We start from the raw sequence: 20915 nt of genomic DNA, 5'->3' as shown, positions 1-20915 counted from the left end.
CACGGGCCTCATGGGTTATTGTTCGGGAGAATTCGACATGGACGGCATGGCGGGTTCACCGCCGCCCGCCGGCGCGCCAGGCGCCGGCAGCAGGACGCCGGTCGCCGACCGTCTGATATCGAGGGTCTTGGCGGCCGCCGCCTTTACATCCTCGAGCGTCACGGCCTCGATGCGGGCGGGCCAGTCGAGCACATCCTGAACGGTTGTGCCGGTCGTGAGCGCCGAGCCGAAGCTGCGCGCCAGGCGGCCCTGATTGTCGCGGGCATAGATGGTGTCGGCGATGAGTGTCGCCTTGGTGCGCTTGAGCTCGTCCTCGGTGAGGCCGTTCGCCTTCACCTCCTCGAGAACGGCATCGATCTCGGCCTCGACCGGTTCGACCTTGCCGCCTGGGACCGGCGAGCCATAGACGCCGAAGCTCCCCGAATCCAGGCCGTCGCCCGAATACCAGGCGCCGGCATAGGAGGCGAGGCGCTTCTCGACGACGAGCTTCTTGTAGAGGCGGCTGGTGGCCCCGCCGCCCAGCGCTTCGGCCAGGACATCGAGCGCCTCCGCCTCGCTTTTCGCGGCCGTTGCGTAGGAAACACTGAGATAGGAGCGCTGGATGAGCGGCGACGCGGCGCGGGCATCGGTCAAGGTGACGCGGCGCGGGGCGATCGGATCGGGCTCCTGCGTACGCACCCTGGGCTGCACGTCGAATGTGTTGGCGAGCTTGCCGTAATGCTCCTCGGCGAGCTTCTTCACCTCGTCCTTCGTCACATCGCCAGCGACGACCAGGACCGCATTGGCCGGCGTGTAATGCTGCTTGTAAAAGGCGATCGCATCCTCGCGGGTGAGCTTGTTGACTTCGGACATCCAGCCGATCACCGGCTTGCGATAGGGATGGGCGAGATAGAGAATGGCGTCGAGCTGCTCGCCGAGCAGGCTCGAGGGATCATTGTCGGTGCGCTCGCGGCGCTCTTCCTCGACGACCTTGCGCTCGGGCAGGACATTCTCGTCCTTGAGGACGAGATTCTGCATGCGGTCGGCCTCGAGATCCATGACGAGGCCGAGACGATCCTTGGCGATGCGCTGGAAATAGGCGGTGTAGTCCTTGGAGGTGAAGGCGTTGTCCTCCCCGCCATTCTCGCGGATGATGCGGCTGAAGGCGCCCGGCGGAAATCTGGTGGTGCCCTTGAACATCAGATGCTCGAGGAAATGAGCGATGCCGGATTTGCCCTGCGGCTCGTCGGCGGACCCTACGCGGTACCAGACCATATGGGTGACGACGGGCGCGCGATGATCGGGGATGACCACCACCTGCATGCCGTTGCCGAGCATGAAGGTCTCGGCGTAGGGCTGCTGGGCCGAGGCGGGAAGCGGCGGGGCAGAAACCGCAAGCAGACATAGTCCCGCCAATGCGGCGATAAACCCGCGGCGATTGAAACTCATGAAATCACCCTTGTGATTGGATGGTATGTCGTGAAACGCGCGACTGGCGTGCTATTCGTCCTTGAACACGTTGCCCATGTTCCAGATGGTGCCGTAATTCGGATTGGCCTTGCGCTTCTCGGCCAGCTGCGCCTCATGGAGCTCCTTATAGAGCTGGTTCTCCGATTTCGGCTTGCCGTCCGGTCCGGTTTTCGAGATGCCGTATTTCTCATAGACATCCTGCTTGGGCGGCTCGGCGCCTTGCGCCGTCGGCGGAGTGGCGGCCGCCGTCTTGACGGGTTCGGGTGCGGGCTCAGGCGTGGGCTGCGCCTTGTCCATGGCAGGCTCGGCCGGCGGCGCCGCCGCCACCGTGTTGAGCTGGCCATCCTCGGCGACTTCGCCGGAAGGCGGACGCAGATTGAGGTCCGGCGGCATCGCCAGATTGCGATTGGTGCGCACCTGAGTCTCGTCGGGGACCGCGGATTTCCCGGAACCCAGCAGGTCCTGCATCTTGGTCTCGGAGCAGCCTGCTACGGCAAGTGCCGCCGCAATGCTGAGGACGAGTCCAAAGGCCGTTTTCATAATGTCGAGTATCCCTTCAGACAAAAGCCGTGTCGTGCGGCCTGCGGGCGCGAAATTGCTCCGGCAATCGGGCATTTCCGTGACCGGCTATCTAGCCCGACCCTCGGTAAAGGATTCATAAACCAAGAGCCCTACCCCGGCAACGATAGCCACGTCGGCCAGGTTGAAGATGTACCAGCTGAAACTGCCGATATGGAAGGAGAAAAAGTCGGCCACCGCGCCATAGACGGCGCGGTCCAAGGCATTGCCGAGCGCTCCCCCGATAATGAGGCCGATCGCCGCCGCGGTCATGGGATGCGTTGCCTTGGCGAGCCAAATCCACAGGCCGGCGGCGATGGCGAGCGACATGGCGATCAGCAAGTCCTGCGAGGCGTCGCCCGACAGCCAGCCATAGGAAACGCCCTTGTTCCAGGCCAGCACGAGATCGAAGACCGGCAGCAGTGCCACCGGCTGGCGGGCCTCGATGTCGAAGACATGCAGCATCCACCATTTGAAGGTCTGGTCGATGCCGAAGGCAAGCGCGGCGTAGACCAGCCCCAGGACCGAGAGCCCGCCCCAGAGCTTCACGCGAAAAGCTTCTTCTGATGCCGCTTCTGCCATTCACGCACCGCGTCCGCATCCCGGGGCGTGATGTCGGGGAATTCCTTGTCGCTGCCGACCTCGGGCGTGATCTTCCAGGAACGCGCGCATTTGCGGCCCTGGGCCGGCTTGAAGACGACGGCGACCCCCTTCACGTCGTCGAGACGGAAGGCCTCCGCCGGCCCCTCATCCTCGACCAGCAGGGCATCCGATGTGATCGCCATTTCGGCGATGTCGAGCCCCTTCAACACCTTGAGGGCGTCGGCGTCGGTGACGTGAATCTCGGGCGCCGCCTCGAGCGAGGAGCCGATCGTCTTCTTCACCTGACGCTCGATCTCGAGCGCGCCGGTGATCACACGACGGACGTCGCGGATTTTCTCCCATTTCTCGGCCAGATCGGCATCCACCCATTCCGCCGGCGGGATTGCGAACTGCATCAGATGCACGGAGCTCTTCTCACCGGCAAAACGCGACAGCCACACTTCCTCGGCGGTGAAGCAGAGGATGGGGGCGAGCCACGTCGACAGGCAATGGAAGAGCTGGTCCATCACGGTACGACAGGCGCGCCGGCGCAACGACGACGGCGCATCACAATAAAGTGCGTCCTTGCGGATATCGAGATAGAAGGCCGAAAGGTCGACATTCATGAAGTTGAGCAGCGTGGCGACGACCTGCTTGAAGTCGTAGGCACGGTAGCCCGCCAGCACGCTCGCATGAACATCGGCGAGCTTGTGGAGGACATAGCGCTCGAGCTCGGGCATGTCCTGGCGATGGAGGCGCTCGGCCTCATCCCAGCCGTCGAGCGCACCCAGCAGGTAACGCAGCGTGTTGCGCAGCTTGCGATAGGCTTCGACATTGCTCTTGAGGATCTCGGGACCGATGCGCTGGTCGTCGACATAGTCGGTCGAGGCCACCCACAGACGGAGAATATCGGCGCCCGATTGCTTGATCACGTCCTGCGGAAAGACCTGGTTGCCGAGCGACTTCGACATCTTGCGGCCGTCCTCGGCCATGGTGAAGCCATGGGTGATGACGGTCTTATAGGGCGCCCTGCCCCTTGTGCCGCAGCTCTCGAGCAGCGAGGAATGGAACCAGCCGCGATGCTGGTCCGAGCCCTCCAGATAGACATCGGCCGGCCAGCGCAGATCGGGCCGCTTCTCCAGCACGAAAGCGTGGGTCGAGCCCGAATCGAACCAGACGTCGAGAATATCGTTCACCTTCTCCCATTCATGCGGGTCGGTGACACGGTCTTTCAGGAAGCGCTCATGCGCGCCCTCGGCGAACCAGGCATCCGCGCCTTCGGCCTCGAAGGCGGCGGCGATGCGCTCGTTCACTTCCGGATCATCGAGCACGAGGCCGGTGGCCTTGTTGACGAAGACGCAGATCGGCACGCCCCAGGCGCGCTGGCGCGAGATCACCCAATCGGGGCGCGCCTCGATCATGCCGCGTAGACGGTTCTGGCCGGCGGGCGGCACGAAATGCGTCTCGTCGATCGCCTTCAGAGCCTTGGCCCTGAGGCCGTCCCTCTCGCCATCGCCCATGGAGATGAACCATTGCGGCGTATTGCGGAAGATGATCGGCTTCTTGGAGCGCCAGCTGTGCGGATACTGATGCTTGAGGCGGCCGCGTGCGATGAGCGCCTGGGCGGCGATCAGCGCCTGGATGACGGCCTCGTTGGCGTCGCCCTTCTCGCCCTTGTCGGTCAAGACGCGCTTGCCGGTGAAGCCCGGCGCCTCGCTGGTGAAGGTGCCGTCGCCATCGACGGTGAAGGGGATGTCGGTCTTGATGCCCATCGCCTTGAGCTTGCCGATATGAGCTTCCCACACTTCGAAGTCGTCGGCGCCATGGCTCGGCGCGGTGTGGACGAAGCCCGTGCCGGCATCGTCGGTGACGTGGTCACCGGCGAGCAGCGGCACGCGGAACTCATAGCCGAGGCCTGAGAGCGGGTGTGCGCAGGTGGCAATCGAGGCGATATCGACATCGCCCACGCGCCGGAATTCCTCGACGCGGCTCGCCTTGAAGACATCCTCCGCAAGCTTGTCGGCAAGGATCAGCCGGTCGCCGGTCCTGGCCCAGTTGTCGGCGGCGGCCTTGCTGACCTCGTAGAGGCCATAGGCGATCTTCGGCGAATAGCTGATGGCGCGGTTGCCGGGAATGGTCCAGGGCGTCGTCGTCCAGATCACCACGCTGGCCTTGGCGAGATCACCCTTGGGCGCGGTGCCGTCGGCCATGAAGGTGACCGGGAATTTCACATGGATCGTGTCGCTGGTGTAATCCTGATACTCGACTTCGGCCTCGGCGAGCGCGGTCTTCTCCACCACCGACCACATGACCGGCTTGGAGCCGCGGTACAATTGTCCGCTCGTCGAGAATTTCATGAGCTCGCGGGCGATCTGCGCTTCCGCCGCGAAGCTCATCGTCGTGTAAGGATCCTTCCAGTTGCCGACGACGCCCAGGCGCTGGAACTCCTCCGATTGGATGGCCATCCAGTGCTCGGCGAAAGCGCGGCATTCTTTCCGGAACTCGTTGATCGGCACCGCGTCCTTGTTGCGGCCTTTGGCACGGTACTGCTCCTCGATCTTCCATTCGATGGGAAGGCCGTGACAGTCCCAGCCCGGGACGTAATTGGCGTCCTTGCCCGACATCTGCTGCGAGCGGACCACGAGGTCCTTCAGGATCTTATTGAGCGCGGTACCGATATGGATGTTGCCATTGGCATAGGGCGGGCCGTCATGGAGGATGAACGGTTCCTTGCCCTTGGCCGATTCCCTGAGCCGGTCGAACAGGCCCAGAGCCTGCCAGCGCTTGAGAATCTCCGGCTCCTTCTGCGGCAGGCCGGCCTTCATCGGAAAGGCGGTCTTGGGCAGGAAGAGGGTCTCGCGGTAATCGCGCGCCGGATTTTCGGTCTTGTCGTTCATGTCGGTAAATCAGGATTTTGAGGTGATCGGTCGGGCGCGCTTGTAACAGCGAAAGTCGCTAGGGGAAAGGGCGGCGTTTTCCATCATTGCAAGCCCGCGCCGAAGCATGAGAGGTTGGGAAATTCCAATTTGCGGCTAGTGTCCCGAATCCGAAGTTCGCCACAGCCCGCGGAACCTTCCGAGCCGCCTGATATCAGGAACTTCGCGTTCAGCACACTAGCGTCCGAATTTCACTGCACCAGGCAAGTCCGGCCGCCTAACCCCTTGATTTTTCTGGATTGCCTCCGCGATTCTCGAAAATTCCCTGCAAATCCCTGCAAATCCCTGCTTTTTCCGTTCTGACCCGGGGTGATGACGTCAGCTCTCGAAGGACTGATAGACCATGTGGGCGAGCGCGACGATTTCGTCGCGGCTCGCCTCGCCGGTAATGACGAAGCCCAGCGGGCCGTCGAGCCAGTAGCAGGCCGTCACATTGTCCTTCTCGGTCATCAGGAACGTTGTTTCCTTGTTGGACTGATTGGCGGCGACGAAAACGGTGATGCGGCGCTTGGCCTGATCCTCATACATCAGCTGGGCCGCCGGCTGCGCTCCCGCCGCCAGAAGGCGGCCGCCCAGGAAGGTGTATCCCTTGGCACTCAGATCGGGCACGACGAGTTGCTGGCCGATGCGTTTTGACAGCCAGGCCGTCAGATGATCGCCCTCGCTGGCGGCGACCTCGACCGCATGACGGTTCTCATGAGTGTAGATCTCATGCGCCTCGATGGCGAGATCGGCGAACTGCCTGGCCTGCGGCGCGCTCATCTGGATATTGGCGAACCAGCCCCCGGCACCGCCGAGGATCAAGAGGGCCAGGGCGGCGGCGATGGCGTAGGGCGACAGGGTGAAGCCACGGCGCTGGCGCAGGGCGGCCTTGATCGGGCCCGGCACCGTCTCGTCCAGCACCGGGTCGAACGCTTCCTTGAGCCAGGCCTTCTGGCGCCGCCAGGCCTCCACCTTGGCGCGCGCCGCGGGGTCATTGGCAAGGCGCTCATCCAGCGCCCGGCTTTCCTGTCCGGCGATCTCGCCATCGGCATAGGCATGCAATGACCAGTCTTCGCTATGGTTCGGCTCTGTCATTTCACCCGTCTCAAGGAGGGTTTCGCCCCCTCGCCTATCAGTTCGCGCAAGGCGCTGCGCGCCCGCGACAGACGCGACATCACGGTTCCCACCGGCACCCCGATGATCTCGGCGACATCGCGATAGCTCATGTCCTCCACCGCCACGAGGATCATCACCTCGCGTTGCTGATCGGGCAGCCGGTCGAGCGCGCTCGCCACCTGCAGCAGCAATGTCTCGCCCTCCTGGGTCGGCTTCAGCATGACCTCCGGATCGGAAAGGTCATCCACCGTCTTGACGATCCCCGCCCGCCGCTCGCGCCGCAGCCCGCTGACATGGATATTGCGCAGGACGGCATACAGCCACGCCCGGAGCGGCCGCGTCGGATCGTAGAGATGAGCCTTCACCAGCGCCCGCTCGATGCAATCCTGGACAAGATCGTCCGCCAGCGCCGGATCGCCGGTCAATGCCCGGGCGAAGCGGCGCAGGTAGGGTATCTCGGCTGTCAGATCCGCGCGGAAATTCATCAGCGACCTTTATTCCCGGATACAGTGCACGCCTGCAGTTTATTCCATCCGCCCCGCCGGTACCTGCTCGGAGTGCCGCCGCCTTATACTCAGTACGATTAAGGTGATGACGGCGACGATCGCCACGATCATCGCCGCCTTGACGTATTTGACGCCGACCGGCAGCGCGTCCTCAGGCAGGATCTCGAGCACGTAACCCAGAAGTCCCGCCACATAATAGCTGATGGCGGCGATGGACAGGCCCTCGACCGTCTGCTGCAGGCGCAGCTGCATACGGGCGCTCTCACTCATGCCCTTCAACAGATCGCCATTCAGCTCCTCGACATCGATGTCGACGCGGGTGCGCAGCAGATTGGCGGCATGCATCAGCTTGGCGGAGAGATCGGCCTGGCGGTCCTGCATGCTGAAGCAGGTGCGGATCGCCGGCATCAGGCGGCGATCCATGAAGCCCGCAATGGTCTGATGGTCGCCGATCGGCGTCTCGCGCAGCGAGGCAAGTCTCGCCCGCACGATCTCGGCATAGGCCCGCGTGGCGCCGAAGCGGAACCGCGACTGGCTGGCGCCCGCCTCGAGCTCACCCGCCACCGCCATCAGGCGCTGCAGCAACGCCTTGTTGGCGGTGAGACCTTCGGTCTTCGTCATCTCGGCGGTGATCTCGCCCAGCGACTGCTCGATGCGGCGCACCACCGGCTGCAGCCTCTGCGCCTCCGGCAGACCGAGCAGGCAGAAGGTGCGGTAGGTTTCGAGCTCGAGAAGCTGCTGCACGAAGATGCCGGCGCGCAATGGCGACATGCCGCGATCGAGCACCAGAAGACGCACGAAGCCGTCGCTCGCCGCCAGGAAATCGGTGGCGGCGCGCGCATCGCCCGACTCGGTCTCGAAGGCAACGAGGCTGGTCGGGTCGAACAGCTTCTGCCAGTCGCCGCCATCGGCTTCGGAGAGGAGATGCAGGTCGGCCGCCACGAGCAAAGGTCCAGGCTGTGGCAGCTGCTGCATGAGCTTCTGCAACTCTCCGGTGGGACGGGCGAAGGGGGCGCGGTCGTGATTGGCGAATTCCCAAGTGTAGGTCGTGAACTCGGCATGCTGCTCCCAGCGCAGAGCGGAGTCGGGAAAGGCGATGCGATAATGCCGGGAGGCGGCATCGGGCCCGCGATGGCCGCGCGCGGCGACGAATTCACCGAAAGCCTGACGATCGCGAGCGGCGAGATCGGCATCGGTCATGAAGGCGAAATGCAGGATGCGCAAGGGCGGCGAGATCGCCGCGAAGGGGCGCGCATGCACCTCGCCCAAAACGGCGCCGCGCAACGGATGCGGCTCGAGATTCATCGCCTGACCTCCCAAAAACGGAAGCGGCGAAGCATAGTCGGATCGTTGCGCTACGGCATGTGTCGCCGGGTCGCAGTGTTACCCCTCGCCCCTCGAAGAGGGGAGAGGGAGGGGCCCATTGCGAAGCAATGGGAGGGTGAGGGGCATCGGCGTGTTTGGTCTCGAAATTCCAAGCCGGGCTTGCTGGCAGGGCATGACCATTTTCGACGAGACATGCTGTCGATGCCCCAGCCCCTCACCCTTCCCGCCGCTTTGCGGCGGGCCCTTCCCTCTCCCCGCTGCGCTTCGCTTGCGGGGCGAGGGTAAAAGCGCCGATGCGCCCCTCAACCGGTCCATTTCTGGCGCATGGTCACCAGTTCCTCGGCGGCGGTGGGATGGAGCGCCATGGTGGCGTCGAAATCGGCCTTGGTCGCGCCCATCCTGACGGCGATGGCGAGAAGCTGCGCCATCTCGCCCGCATCCGGCCCGACGATATGACAGCCGAGCACCTTGTCGCTTGTCCCATCGACGACCAGCTTCATCAGCATGCGCTCGTCGCGCCCCGACAGAGTGTGGCGCATCGGGCGGAAGGACGTCTTGTAGATATCGATCTTCGGCGAGAATTCGCGCGCCTGGGCCTCGGTCATGCCGACGGTGCCGATCTCGGGCTGCGAGAAGACGGCGGTCGGCACCTTGCTGTGATCGACCGCGATGTTGCGGCCGCCGAACACGGTGTCGGCGAAGGCGTGACCCTCGCGGATGGCGACGGGTGTCAGATTGAGGCGGTTGGTGACGTCGCCCACCGCATAGATGTTGTCGACGCTGGAGCGCGAATACTCATCGACCTTCACCGCATAATGCGGCGTCAGCTCGACACCGGCCTTGTCGAGCCCGAGCCCCATCACTTTCGGAATACGTCCGGTCGCATACATGATATGGCTGGCGCCGAATACCGCATCGTCGGTGCAGGTGACGCGCACGCCGCCACCCGAACTTTCGACCTTCGCTACGTCGCAACGGGTGCGGAATTCGATACCCTTCTTGTGCATCTCCGCGGTCAGATGATCGCGCAGATCCTCGTCGAAGCCGCGCAGGATTTTCTCGCCGCGATAGATCAGAACCGTCTCGACGCCGAGATTGTTGAAGATGCCGGCGAATTCGACCGCTATATAGCCGCCGCCGACGATGCAGATGCGGCGTGGCAGCTGCTCGAGATGAAAAGCCTCGTTGGAGGTGATGGCGAGCTCGCGCCCAGGCAGATGCGACGGCACGAAAGGCGTGGCGCCGGTTGCGATGAGGATATATCTGGCGGTGACCTTGCGGCCGTCGGACAGCGCCACGGTGTGGCGGTCCTCTAAGGCGGCGCGCGCCATGATGAGCTCGGCGCCGGCGCTTTCGAGATTGCGGATATAGGCCTTGTTGAGCCGGTCGATCTCCTTGTCCTTGTTGGCGACGAGGGTCGCCCAGTCGAACGAGACTTTTTCGGTCGTCCAACCGAAGCCGACCGCATCCTCGAAGGCTTCGGCATACTGGCTCGCATATACGAAGAGCTTCTTCGGCACGCAGCCGCGGATCACGCAGGTGCCGCCGACACGATACTCCTCCGCGACCGCGACCTTGGCGCCGTGCTGGGCTGCGATGCGCGCCGCCCGGACACCGCCCGACCCGGCGCCGATGACGAAGAGATCGTAGTCGTGCTTGGTCATTTTTCGAGAGTTTCGACGCCGTTCTCGGTGGCGATGATGGCAAGGCTCGCCATGCCGATGAAGAGGCCGTGATCGACGACACCTGGAATGGAGGAAAGGGCCGCGGCGAGCTTCTCCGGGCTCTCGATGCGCCCGAGCGCGCAGTCGAGGATGACATTGCCATTGTCGGTGACGAAGGGCTTGCCGTCGCGCACACGCAGCGTGAGCGCGCCCTTGTTGCCCGACCAGGCGAGCGCCTTGTCGATCTTGATGCCGGTCGCCTTGAGGCCGAAAGGCACGACCTCGACCGGCAAGGGGAACTTGCCGAGCGTCGCGACCTTCTTGCTGTCATCGGCGATGACGATCATCTTGCGCGACGACGAGGCGACGATTTTTTCGCGCAGAAGCGCGCCGCCGCCGCCCTTGATGAGGCGCAATTCGCCATCGAGCTCGTCGGCGCCGTCGACGGTCACGTCGAGCACCGGTGTCTCGTCGAGCGTGGTGAGCCGGATCCCGAGGCTTTCGGCCTGCTTGCGCGTCGCTTCCGAGGTCGGCACGCAGAGAAGATCCCAGCCCTGCTTCACCTTCTCGCCCACCGCATCGACGAAATGCTTGGCGGTCGAGCCGGTGCCGAGGCCCAGCTTCATGCCCGAGGATATATGGGCGACAGCGGCCAGCGCCGCCGCCTTCTTGCGATCGTCAGGCGTCATGGAACCTCGGTGTTGGAGTACGCAAATCTATACCCTCGCCCCCATCGGGGGAGAGGAAGGGACCCAATGCAACGCATTGGGAGGGTGAGGGGGAACTGACAGTGATTTTGCTCTTCATCTCAGAGAAACTTCCACGTCGGTTCCCCCTCACCCTAGCCCTCTACCCCCGCGGGGGAAGAGGCGATTTTCGGTTTACGATCCGAGACCGCCCATGAGCATGTACTTGATCTCGGTGAATTCCTCGACGCCGTGGCGCGAGCCTTCGCGGCCGATGCCCGACTCCTTGACACCGCCGAACGGCGCCACCTCGGTCGAGATGATGCCTTCATTGATGCCGACGATGCCGTATTCGAGGCCTTCGGCGACGCGCCAGACGCGGCCGATGTCGCGCGTGTAGAAATAGCAGGCGAGGCCGAATTCGGTGTCGTTGGCCATGCGGATAGCTTCTTCTTCCGTCGAGAAGCGGAAGAGCGGCGCTACCGGACCGAAGGTCTCCTCGCGCGCCACCGCCATCTTCGTGGTGACGTCGCGCAGGATCGTCGGCTCGAAGAAATTGCCGCCGAGCTCATTGCCGCCGACCACGATCTGGGCGCCTTTGCTCACCGCGTCATCGATATGCTCGCGCACCTTCTTGACCGCCGCCACGTTGATCAGCGGGCCGGTGGTGACGCCCTGCTCGACGCCATTGCCGACTTTGAGCTTATTCACCGCCTCGGCGAATTTGGCGGCGAAGGCGTCATAGACCTTGTCCTGGACCAGGATGCGGTTGGCGCAGACGCAGGTCTGGCCGGCATTGCGGTATTTCGACGCCATGGCGCCCTGCACCGCGGCATCGAGATCGGCATCGTCGAAGACGATGAAGGGCGCGTTGCCGCCCAGCTCGAGCCCGACCTTCTTCACCGTCGAGGCGCATTGCTGCATGAGCAGCTTGCCGATCTCGGTGGAGCCGGTGAAGGTGAGAATGCGGACCAGCGGGTTCGAGGTGAGCTCGCCGCCAATGGGCTTCGCCTTGCCGGTGAGGACGTTGAAGACGCCGGCCGGAATGCCGGCGCGCTCGGCGAGCTCGCACAGCGCCAAAGCGGAAAGCGGCGTCTCGCTCGCCGGCTTGCAGACGAAGGTGCAGCCGGCGGCCAGTGCCGGGCCGGCCTTGCGGGTGATCATCGCATTGGGAAAATTCCACGGCGTGATGGCGCCGACGACGCCGATCGGCTGGCGGATGGTGACGATGCGCGCATTGGGCCAGGGCGAGGGAATCGTCTCGCCATAGATGCGCTTGGCCTCCTCGGCGAAGAATTCGACGAAGGCGGCGCCATAGGCGATCTCGCCGCGCGATTCGGCGAGCGGCTTGCCCTGCTCGGCCGTCATGATCTGGGCGAGGTCTTCCTGGTTCTCCATCATCAGGTTGAACCATTTGCGCAGGATCTGGGCGCGCTCCTTCGCAGGCTTGGCGCCCCAGGCCTTCTGGGCCTTGGCCGCCGCCTCGATGGCCGCCTTGGTCTCGGCCTGGCCCAGATCCGGTACCGCGCCGATCACGTCCTCATTCACCGGGTTGGTGACGTCGATCGCCGTCTTGCCCGAGACCCACTTGCCGTCGATGTAGCATTTGTCCTTGAGCAGCGATTTGTCCTTCAGGATGTCGCTGAGCGCCTGGGTCTTGCGGATATCCATGATTCCGTCTCCTTGTCCGATGGGCCGTCGATCCCGCGGGGATGAGGGCCCGATACTGAATATAGGGGGCGCCGGCCAGAGGCCTCACGCCTTCGCGGCGGCGTCTTAGCACAGGGGCAGCTCGAACCGCAAAACCCTTGATCTCATGCCTGCCCAGCGGCCGGCACAGCTTGCAAATCCCGCCCGCTTTGCCGATAAGCCGCCATCATGACCCAAAGAGCCGTTATCTTCGATCTCGACGGGACCCTCGTCGACACCGCTCCCGATCTGTGGCGCGCCACCAATCATGTTCTTTCCCATTGCGGCCGCCGCGAGGTGAGCCTGGATGAGGTACGCGCCTTTGTCGGGCACGGCGCGCGCAAACTCATCCAGCGCGGACTGGCGGCGACCGGCGAGGCCTATGACGCCCCGGCAATCGAGCCCCTCTATGAGAAATTCGTCGCCTTCTACAGCGACAATATCGCCGTCGGCAGCGTACCATTTCCGGGCTGCCTGGCGCTCCTCGACAAGCTCAGGGCGGAAGGCATCAGCATCGGCGTGTGCACCAACAAGCAGGAAGGGCTATCGGTCAAGCTCATCGACACGCTGGGGATGCGCCACTATTTCGGGGCCATCATCGGTGCCGATACGATCGGGGTCGCCAAGCCCGATCCAGCTCCCTATCGCGAGACCCTAAAGCGCATGGACCGGACCGATTCGCCTTCGCTCCTCATCGGCGACAGCGAGACCGACGTGCTGACCGCCCGGGCCGCGGGCGTGCCGATCGTCGGCGTGACCTTCGGCTACACGCCGCGGCCGATCGCGGAATTCTGCCCGGATATCCTGGTCAGCCGCTTCGACGAAGCGTTCGAGCCGATCATGGGGCTGCTTGACGGCTGAATCGGGGAAAGAATGCGGTTCCATTCTTGACTTTCCCCAGCCGGCGACCCTATATCGCGGCACCCTTGGTACGGGCGATTAGCTCAGTTGGTAGAGCACTGTGTTCACATCGCAGGGGTCACTGGTTCGAGTCCAGTATCGCCCACCATGATTTGGCCTTGTAATCAATAAGTTGGCCACCGGGGTTAGCAAGCGAAAAGCCGGTTAGATCAACGCTGTCACACTGGTGTCACAGCGAGGAAAAGACGCATGGCTACGTTCAGGTTCTGGGGTAACCGCTGGCAGGTTCAGGTTCGCCGCAAAGGCCACCCAACCGTCTCCAAATCTTTCCTGATCAAACGCGATGCCGTGACATGGGCAAGGTAGACTGAAGCTGCACTTGAGCGGGGCGAGCTGCCGGTGAAACCTGTTTCGGCTTCCAAACAAACGGCCCTCTCGGAGCTGGTGATCCGCTACCGGGATACCGTCAGCAGCTGCAAGAAAGGGCACCAAGTCGAGCGTATCGTCCTGAACGCCTTCCTTCGCGATCCAATCTGTCGCAAGTGGGCTGACGCAATCACCCCAGCCGACTTCGCCGCCTATCGGGACCAGCGCCTGCTTAAGGTCTGCAGCAATACGCTCCGCAGGGAGTTTTCGACGCTTCACAACCTTTTTCAGGTGGCTCGCCGCGAATGGGGCATCGCGATCTCCAGCAATCCGCTCACCGGCCTGCGTCTGGTCGCTCAATTCGAGCGAGACATTATGCTTGCTCGGCAGCGTGAGGGGATTGCGAAGGCAAAGAAGGAAGGCCGGTACAAGGGTAGAGCACCCACAGCTTGGGCCAAGGCCGATCAGATTTTGGCGCTGGCAAGTGCAGGCATGAAGAAAGTTGAGATCGCCAGGCAATTGGACCTCAGTTTGCGTTCCGTTTTTCGCGTGCTCGGCAGCCCGTCGCTACATAGCGGCTGATTAGGCTCGGATACTCGCCTGGTCATCCGGAGCGTTTGAAATTTGACCAGGTAAGGCGTGCTATGCAGGCAACGGCACAATGATATCTATAATCAAAGCTGGCGGATCAAATTCAATTACCTGGATGCCGCCTCGTCCGGCCAGCATAGCGGCAACGATATGTTCCAATGCCACGTTCTCATCCGGCAAAGCCATTTGAATTTGCGCGGCAGACTCATATACATCCAAGAAGCCGCCATTGACTTCGATGTCGTCCAACACTTTTCGGACAGCGGCTCTCACACAATCTGACAGGGCGATAGTCATGTGATCGGCCTCCTTTGGGGAGACCGTAGGACGGTTCAGTACAATAGCAATCCCCCAGCTACTCTCCTTCCTTAAGCGGAGGAAAAACCCTTAACTGCTTGAAATCAGACAAGTACTCGTTTTCAGAACGATTACAAATATGAGCAAACAACGCCTCTTGCTAAGTACAAGACAGCGGAGCTATAAGCACAAAATCGTGCATATGAGTAAGTTAATCAATCTGGGAGACGGCTATGGCAGCTGATCGGATCGAACGCCTGCAAATCATGCTGGATGCCAAAGAGCTAAAGGCTCTTGATGATTGGCGCTTCAAAAAGCGGATGCCCAGCCGTGCCGCAGCGGTGCGCGAGATAATCCGCAGAGGACTTCAAGCAGAAGGTTTTGACTACGCGGCACCCGGGCAGAGCTCATCTTCTTTTGGGATTATGAACAGTGATGGCGCTGAGGCCAGCCAGGGAAATGGATCAGGCGCGGATCGCACAGAAAAGTAACGCGGCGGACACTGTGGGAGCCTATAAAGCGGCCAAGCCTTAATCTGGACCGATGAAGATGGCGAGGAGGCAATCTTCGTTGCAGTTGATCGATCCCTTGAGGGTGTCGCTGCGAAGAGGTTGGAAGAGACGCCAGCGCTTAAGGCAGCGCGGAACCAATGGATGCAAAACGGGTCCCTTATTCGAGCCTTGCCCGCCCCCATTCGTTTCGGAGGATTTCAAAAAACCGCTAAAGCCTCAAGCTGTTGTTGTTAGCGCAGCGGGAGATTATGCATCAGAGCCTGGCATAGATTTCGCGACGGCCTGTCGACGCACCTACGGATTGCCGCCACGCTGCCGGATGACACCGCTCTCCAATGTCCGTTATGTAGTGAATCGCGGACTCCAGTCGGACATCCCGCCACTTCTGAAAAGGACAAACCAGCGTCGCAGACGCTCGCGGTCGGGTCCGTGCCAAAAGCAAACCATAAACGCACGTGCGGAGAATATGACTCCGACAACTATTGCCTTACCAGATCACCGAGCTGGTTAGGATGAGTTCCAAATCAGGGACATTCCGCACTGAGTGGAATGGCGGGCCATCTATCCAAAGGCACTGCAATCGTGACACTTTTCTCAAGAAAGCCTACTGAGACGGCTGCGAGCTTCTTTGACCCGCTCTCTTCGATTAGGATTGGGCCACCCGAACTTCCCGTTCGCGTATCGCAGTTCGTTGCCACAACGTCGGCATCCTGCCAAATCGCTTTGCAAGTCGTATCGCCAGTCAACTGGTAACGTCGGTCAATTGGATAGGATGCATGGACCAATGACGCGCCAATCTTCAGCATGTCATGGTCAAGTAGTTTTATCACACCAGCCTCAGAGATGTCATCGGCGAGCACAATCAGCGCCAGGTCGAGCTTGAAGGACCCAAAAGCAACAGGCTGGGCGGGCAAAGTTGGAAATAACCTCTGAGGACCAGAGTAATGGAAGCCATCAGGAAACTTCAAGCATCGCGCAACCGAGTGGCCGATGAATTTGTCCCTCGAGACACCAGCAATAAAATGTATATCCTTGGCCGGGAATGGTGCCTTCTTGACCGGGTCGATAACGCAATGAGCCGCCGTTAAAACGACCCTTGGAGCGACCAGAGTTCCCGTACAAAAAGATAGCATACGATAGCCGTGAACATTCACTTGTCCTATCGCGGTCCACGGTGGATTGCTGTTGTCTATCGGCGTTCGGTTGTCTTCGCCGATTATACCGGGCGTGAGATCGGACTGCGCATAGGCACGGTCATGCGACGTCGCTGTAATTACAAGAAGAAGTGCACAAGAAATGATCGGCAACCGATCCAGTTTAGCCATAGCCTGACCTCGATCACTCGATTCCCACTCAGACGAAGGTGCCGAACAAGAAGTCGTCGGCGGTGAGATTGGCGGTCTGGACCCCGATCAGCTGATCTGGTCGGCCGTGCCGTTCAGATGCACGACCGCGTTGCCATTTGCGTCGTCGCTGAAGTACGATCAATCCATAGAAAAAGAGGATAACGACAATCGCGGCAGCAATCAGGGTAATCCGTCTAACCCGATCACCGCCACCAGATTTCACGGTTTCAATCGTGGAATCCTCTGCGTCCTGCATGATCCTCGTCGTCCCTAGGTGGGTCCTGTAGTCGTTGTGCTATCGGTCGCAATTACGACTCTTGCATCGTAGCTGAAGAGCGCCATTACTTTGTTCCAAAATTCACCGCCAAGCGTGAAGAAGCTCACGATGATGCCTACATCACCGACGATACTCCACAAGACTGGGTTGGATTTCCAGTCCACGAAGATACCAGGGAAATATGGAACCAGTAGATCGAATATGATCGATAGCGCGAACAAGGCAATCCCGAATCGGTAGCGGGTTCGGCTCACTCGATCTGGCCAAATACGGCCGAAGGATCTGGCCACATGTTGCTTGACCAGATTGAAACCCGGTTTGCCCATCACCGCTACCGCGGCAATTTTCGAAAGAAACGGCGTGATCGCGAAAAGTCCGGAAAGCGCTGTCTTGATGCCCAAGTGCAAATTGGAATTGGTCACGACTGGAATCAGCGCCAGTGGAACGTAGCCACCAATTATCAGGGCTACGCCAATGCCGAAGGGCCAGCTAAGTTGTGCGGTATCAGTTTCTAATGTCGTGTTGTTCACGAAGCTCATCCCGCTACTTGATCGCGGATGGCAGTGCGCCAGAGTCAAACTGATGACATTGATTGACCTGACGCATAACGCACGTTCATGTTACAAGTGCTTACCACCGGGAATACACCTATACAAGTACACCGGCGTCGTCAGCGACTAGCCCAGAGTGCACCTCAGCTATGGCCAAAGGCGAAAAGTGGTTCGCCACCGTCCGCGCCCGCCAGCGAACCCGACTAAATGAGGGAAATCGACTAAATTAGAAAAGCCAGCACTGAAGATTTCGCTGGCCTTTCCCGTCTCGCTCGAAGGTGAAGTTTGTCGAGCCGGACCCTTCCTGGCGTAATTTGGTTCCGTAACGCGCCTTCTAGCCGGAGGGTCGGTCTGCGCAAGTGAATTAAAGGTAAGACCTGCGAGTTGACGGAAGGCATATCGCGCTTCCACGCGTTGCAGCCTGGCGAATCCGCCAGAATACCGACACTGTCTGCGCAACCGCGTGAATGGCCTTGCACGCGCGTGGAGGGTACAAGTCGAGTTCTCCATGCGCCCTGCGTTCTTGTCACAACTGTGTCACAACGACTTACTTTCAGACCTCAGATTATCGACCTCTCGACAGTTACGCACAGATACGATACTCATCGAAAAGCGTTGATTTGACTGGATTTACTCGCGGCACCCTTGGTACGGGCGATTAGCTCAGTTGGTAGAGCGCTGTGTTCACATCGCAGGTGTCACTGGTTCGAGTCCAGCATCGCCCACCAGACAATTCTATGAAAAAACCGACACAAACCGAAGCGGTCTCGGACTTGCTGACCCGCACCAAGGGCTGGCTCCAGGATCGCGCTGGCGATCTATCCATTCGCCCCTTTCCCGCAGCTCAGGACTTTTTCTTGGGTTTTGATTTTGTGGACTGAACAGGCGTCTGAGACTGTGTGCGGCCTTTGATGCATGACGCTCTATCAGAATAAAACTTGTATGGCTCCCGGCACTCATTGAAGCAGTATGCCTCTACGAGAGAGCACTTCCACTGGCTACCGACATGACAGCCACAAAACTTCGCGCTTGCGGGATTGACTCCCCACAATACCGAAATCGAGAGGACAACGACCAATAGGCCAAGCCCAAACAAGCCCGCACAGGCTTTCATTGTGTCTCTCCCAGGCCGGACAACTCTAGCTTGTTGGGTCTGATGTGTGAAGGCATTCCAATAAGAAGCAATTACGTACCGGCTTGCCAACGAGCTCATCGGCTGCAATTGGCAACTTTACGACCTGACCCAGGCCTGCCACCATCCGCGGCACCCTCGCGATAATTTCTACGTCCTATTTCAGTTGCAGGCCGGATATTTGTAGCGGTCGGCCTCCTTTTCCGCGACAGCAATCCATGAGAAACTTCACCGGTACTGTCGGAAGTCTCACACAGCCCTGAGCTGACTTGAGCAGAGGAGATGATCATGGTTCGTTTGAACTTGACCGTTTCTGCCGGGAATGACCGTTCTGGCCTTAGGACTTTCCGCTCCTGCCGGGGCCGTCGATCAGACCCATGTCGTGAAGTTCAAGGCCGGCGCGACCTCGGCCACTCTCAAGGGCGCGATCAAGGGCCATGATGGCATCAAGTACATCCTCGGCGCATCGCAGGGTCAGGCGATGTCGGTGCAGTTCAGCCCCGACAATCGTAGCTGCTATTTCAACGTGCTGCCGCCCGGTTCCGCCGAAGCCATCTTCATCGGTTCGGTCAGCGGCAATGAATTCACCGGCAACCTCGCAGCTTCCGGCGATCATGCGGTTCAGATCTAACTGATGCGCAACGCGGCGCGGCGAAACGAACTCTGCAACTACAGTCTCACTGTCGAGATCTCGGGATCGGCCGGCGTTCCGGCGGGGAGCGAGAGCGGCGACGCACTGGTGCCCGGAACCGGATTCAACGCGACGGGCGAAATTCCCTGTGCCCGAGTCTCGGGGCAGCCCATGACGAATTGCAAATTCGGTGTGGTGCGCCAAGGCGAAGGCACGGCCCAGGTGACGGTCTTCTGGCCGGACGGCGGCAATCGCGTGGCGTTCTTCGAGAAGGGCGCGCTCGTCAATGCCGATATCAGCCAGGCGGATGGCGATGCGAAGCTCACGAGCGAGCGCCAGGGCGACCTGACCATTGCCCGTATCGGCGATCAACGCTTCGAGATTCCCGATGTGGTGGTGTATGGGGACTAGGCATTATGCCGCCCGGACAATCCGCGATGCTTCCGCCTTCGTGATTGCCGCGAAAAAAGGGAAGTGTAGCTGCCACAAACTGTACCGGAACGGACCGAAGGCTTTCATTGAAGATCGGATTAGCCGAGATGCGGCTCCGAAGGCATGTGGTTTCCGTCCCGGTTTCGTGCGATCATGAACGAACGTCAAGCTCGTTCCATTCCTAGCCAAGGCGCTGAGGACTAGAGATACGGCGCTCCCGCCTGAAGGTGAAAGGAGCCAGATAAATGAGCGAATTTGGCCCAAACGACACGTCACTGTTGATCAATATTGCGAAAAAACTACGCCTTCTCCGGCATTGGCAGTGCGGGAGGACGTCTTCGGTCTGGTCGGCGGCATATCTGGACCCCGACCCAGGCCGAGCAGCGCAATTCGGCGCTCAGGGAGGACACATGACCTACTCGTTCATGAAATGGGCAAGAGGTGTCGGGTTCGTTTTTGCCGCACTCTTGACGGTGGCCACAGGCTCCATGACTCCTGCCAGCGCCGACGAAGCCGATGCCAAGCGACTGCTCAAGGCGATGTCGGATTATCTGGCTGCTCAGAATGCCATCTCATTCGAATACGATACGAGCCTGGAAGTCGTCACCCGAAAGAAACAGAAGCTCGCGCTGGCGAGTTCGGGGACTGTAACCCTCAACCGGCCCGACAAGCTGCGCGTCACGCGTACCGGCGGTTTCGCGAATGTCGAGCTGGTTTTTGACGGCAAGCGCCTGTCGATCCTAGGCAAGGACAGAAATCTCTATGTCCAGGCCGAGGTGCCGGGAACGGTCGATCATCTGGTCGACGTCTTGCGCGACAAGTTCAAAAGGCCGCTGCCAGCGGCCGACCTGTTGATGTCGGATCCGTACAAAGCCCTCATGTCCGCGGTGGTGGATGTCAAGGATCTGGGTAGCGGCGTGATCCGGGGAGTCGAATGCGACTATCTGGCGTTCCGTACGAAGAACGGTGTCGATCTGCAGATCTGGATTGCCCAGGGAGACCGCCCCTATCCATGCCGCTATGTGGTGACCAGTACCGAGGTAAGGGGATGGCCGTCCTATACGATCGATGTGCGATCCTGGAAGACAGGCAGCGAAGTCGCGGCCGATGATTTCGCCTTCAAGATTCCGGAAGGCGCAAAGGAAGTGACGAAGGTCGGCGACATTCCTGATCTAGACGAATTGCCCGACCATTTCCGCCCCTCAAAGTGAAGGGAGAGGATCGATGACACTCAAGAACATCGCAATTTCGATAGGCTTAGCGATCATCGCGGCCTTCTGTCTCGAGATCACAGGAGGTCCGGTAAATCTCGGTGTTGTCTCCAGCGCCGAGGCCAGGGTTGGCCGCCCGCTGACGCCGGTGAGCGTCGCGGGTGTCGGACGACGAACCGCCAGGCGATGTGCCGCGGGCGTCTACAACTGCTAG

At 60.9% G+C, this 20915-nt stretch carries 22 protein-coding genes and 2 tRNA genes; 10 read left to right on the top strand and 14 right to left on the bottom strand.

Features of this window, described 5'->3' with window-relative positions:
- Positions 1-15 precede the first annotated feature (15 nt).
- The 10 genes from G5V57_RS21755 to G5V57_RS21710 form a co-directional block, all read right to left on the bottom strand.
- On the bottom strand, positions 16-1428 hold the full coding sequence (locus tag G5V57_RS21755; protein ID WP_165169637.1) for a pitrilysin family protein: 1413 nt from the start codon (positions 1426-1428) through the stop codon (positions 16-18).
- Between the two features lie 51 nt (positions 1429-1479).
- On the bottom strand, positions 1480-1989 hold the full coding sequence (locus G5V57_RS21750) for a hypothetical protein (protein WP_165169636.1): 510 nt from the start codon (positions 1987-1989) through the stop codon (positions 1480-1482).
- 87 nt (positions 1990-2076) lie between these two features.
- Positions 2077-2556: a signal peptidase II gene (gene lspA / locus G5V57_RS21745; RefSeq protein WP_246737311.1), complete on the bottom strand. Its 480-nt coding sequence runs from the start codon at positions 2554-2556 to the stop codon at positions 2077-2079.
- Positions 2553-5486 carry an isoleucine--tRNA ligase gene (ileS, locus tag G5V57_RS21740; RefSeq protein ID WP_165169634.1) on the bottom strand — a complete coding sequence of 978 codons (2934 nt, stop codon included), beginning with the start codon at positions 5484-5486 and terminating at the stop codon, positions 2553-2555. Before ileS ends, lspA begins: the two co-directional genes overlap by 4 nt.
- A gap of 357 nt (positions 5487-5843) precedes the next feature.
- Positions 5844-6602 carry an anti-sigma factor gene (locus G5V57_RS21735; RefSeq protein ID WP_165169633.1) on the bottom strand — a complete coding sequence of 253 codons (759 nt, stop codon included), beginning with the start codon at positions 6600-6602 and terminating at the stop codon, positions 5844-5846.
- Positions 6599-7108: a sigma-70 family RNA polymerase sigma factor gene (locus G5V57_RS21730; protein WP_165169632.1), complete on the bottom strand. Its 510-nt coding sequence runs from the start codon at positions 7106-7108 to the stop codon at positions 6599-6601. The genes G5V57_RS21735 and G5V57_RS21730 overlap by 4 nt, the downstream gene beginning before the upstream one ends.
- 39 nt (positions 7109-7147) lie before the next feature.
- A complete protein-coding gene (locus tag G5V57_RS21725) occupies positions 7148-8434 on the bottom strand; it encodes a DUF3422 family protein (RefSeq protein WP_165169631.1) in 1287 nt (428 codons plus the stop codon).
- A gap of 323 nt (positions 8435-8757) precedes the next feature.
- Positions 8758-10119, bottom strand: a complete 1362-nt coding sequence (gene gor / locus G5V57_RS21720) for a glutathione-disulfide reductase (RefSeq protein ID WP_165169630.1) — start codon at positions 10117-10119, stop codon at positions 8758-8760.
- Positions 10116-10808, bottom strand: a complete 693-nt coding sequence (gene rpiA / locus G5V57_RS21715; protein ID WP_165169629.1) for a ribose-5-phosphate isomerase RpiA — start codon at positions 10806-10808, stop codon at positions 10116-10118. Before rpiA ends, gor begins: the two co-directional genes overlap by 4 nt.
- A 192-nt stretch (positions 10809-11000) precedes the next feature.
- Complete coding sequence (locus G5V57_RS21710; RefSeq protein WP_165169628.1) at positions 11001-12476, bottom strand: NAD-dependent succinate-semialdehyde dehydrogenase; 1476 nt, start codon at positions 12474-12476, stop codon at positions 11001-11003.
- Between the two features lie 207 nt (positions 12477-12683).
- Here G5V57_RS21710 and gph point away from each other — a divergent pair, with 207 nt between their 5' ends.
- From gph to G5V57_RS21695, 3 genes are all read left to right on the top strand, one after another.
- A complete protein-coding gene (gph, locus tag G5V57_RS21705) occupies positions 12684-13355 on the top strand; it encodes a phosphoglycolate phosphatase (RefSeq protein WP_165169627.1) in 672 nt (223 codons plus the stop codon).
- Positions 13356-13427: 72 nt separating this feature from the next.
- Positions 13428-13503: transfer RNA gene (locus tag G5V57_RS21700), tRNA-Val, on the top strand.
- Positions 13504-13754: 251 nt separating this feature from the next.
- Complete coding sequence (locus G5V57_RS21695) at positions 13755-14303, top strand: recombinase family protein (protein WP_165169626.1); 549 nt, start codon at positions 13755-13757, stop codon at positions 14301-14303.
- Between the two features lie 60 nt (positions 14304-14363).
- On the opposite strand, the gene G5V57_RS21690 is transcribed toward G5V57_RS21695, so the two are convergent.
- Entirely contained in the window at positions 14364-14609 is a 246-nt protein-coding gene (locus G5V57_RS21690; RefSeq protein WP_165169625.1) for a hypothetical protein, read from the bottom strand.
- 233 nt (positions 14610-14842) lie between these two features.
- Here G5V57_RS21690 and G5V57_RS21685 point away from each other — a divergent pair, with 233 nt between their 5' ends.
- The gene (locus tag G5V57_RS21685; RefSeq protein WP_165169624.1) at positions 14843-15100 is read left to right on the top strand and encodes a hypothetical protein; all 258 of its coding nucleotides are present in this window, start codon (positions 14843-14845) and stop codon (positions 15098-15100) included.
- A gap of 545 nt (positions 15101-15645) precedes the next feature.
- On the opposite strand, the gene G5V57_RS21680 is transcribed toward G5V57_RS21685, so the two are convergent.
- The 3 genes from G5V57_RS21680 to G5V57_RS21670 are packed head-to-tail and all read right to left on the bottom strand — an operon-like array spanning position 15646 to position 17274.
- Positions 15646-16446: a serine protease gene (locus G5V57_RS21680; protein WP_165169623.1), complete on the bottom strand. Its 801-nt coding sequence runs from the start codon at positions 16444-16446 to the stop codon at positions 15646-15648.
- 28 nt (positions 16447-16474) lie between these two features.
- Entirely contained in the window at positions 16475-16723 is a 249-nt protein-coding gene (locus G5V57_RS21675; protein WP_165169622.1) for a hypothetical protein, read from the bottom strand.
- A 14-nt stretch (positions 16724-16737) separates the two neighbouring features.
- Positions 16738-17274 carry a hypothetical protein gene (locus tag G5V57_RS21670; protein ID WP_165169621.1) on the bottom strand — a complete coding sequence of 179 codons (537 nt, stop codon included), beginning with the start codon at positions 17272-17274 and terminating at the stop codon, positions 16738-16740.
- Between the two features lie 673 nt (positions 17275-17947).
- Here G5V57_RS21670 and G5V57_RS21665 point away from each other — a divergent pair.
- The 6 genes from G5V57_RS21665 to G5V57_RS21640 all read left to right on the top strand — a co-directional run bounded on the left by G5V57_RS21665 (position 17948) and on the right by G5V57_RS21640 (position 20915).
- Positions 17948-18023: transfer RNA gene (locus G5V57_RS21665), tRNA-Val, on the top strand.
- A gap of 9 nt (positions 18024-18032) precedes the next feature.
- Positions 18033-18176, top strand: coding sequence for a hypothetical protein (locus G5V57_RS21660; protein WP_165169620.1), 144 nt, complete (start codon positions 18033-18035; stop codon positions 18174-18176).
- A 573-nt stretch (positions 18177-18749) separates the two neighbouring features.
- Complete coding sequence (locus G5V57_RS21655) at positions 18750-19058, top strand: hypothetical protein (protein WP_165169619.1); 309 nt, start codon at positions 18750-18752, stop codon at positions 19056-19058.
- Between the two features lie 3 nt (positions 19059-19061).
- Entirely contained in the window at positions 19062-19469 is a 408-nt protein-coding gene (locus G5V57_RS21650; protein WP_165169618.1) for a hypothetical protein, read from the top strand.
- A 446-nt stretch (positions 19470-19915) separates the two neighbouring features.
- Positions 19916-20701, top strand: coding sequence for a DUF2092 domain-containing protein (locus G5V57_RS21645; RefSeq protein WP_246737715.1), 786 nt, complete (start codon positions 19916-19918; stop codon positions 20699-20701).
- 13 nt (positions 20702-20714) lie between these two features.
- On the top strand, positions 20715-20915 hold the full coding sequence (locus G5V57_RS21640; RefSeq protein WP_165169617.1) for a hypothetical protein: 201 nt from the start codon (positions 20715-20717) through the stop codon (positions 20913-20915).

The sequence above is a fragment of the Nordella sp. HKS 07 genome (assembly GCF_011046735.1).
Taxonomy (GTDB): domain Bacteria; phylum Pseudomonadota; class Alphaproteobacteria; order Rhizobiales; family Aestuariivirgaceae; genus Taklimakanibacter.
The sequence above is the reverse complement of the archived record's forward strand: the minus strand, read 5'-3'. Positions and strand labels throughout refer to the sequence as shown.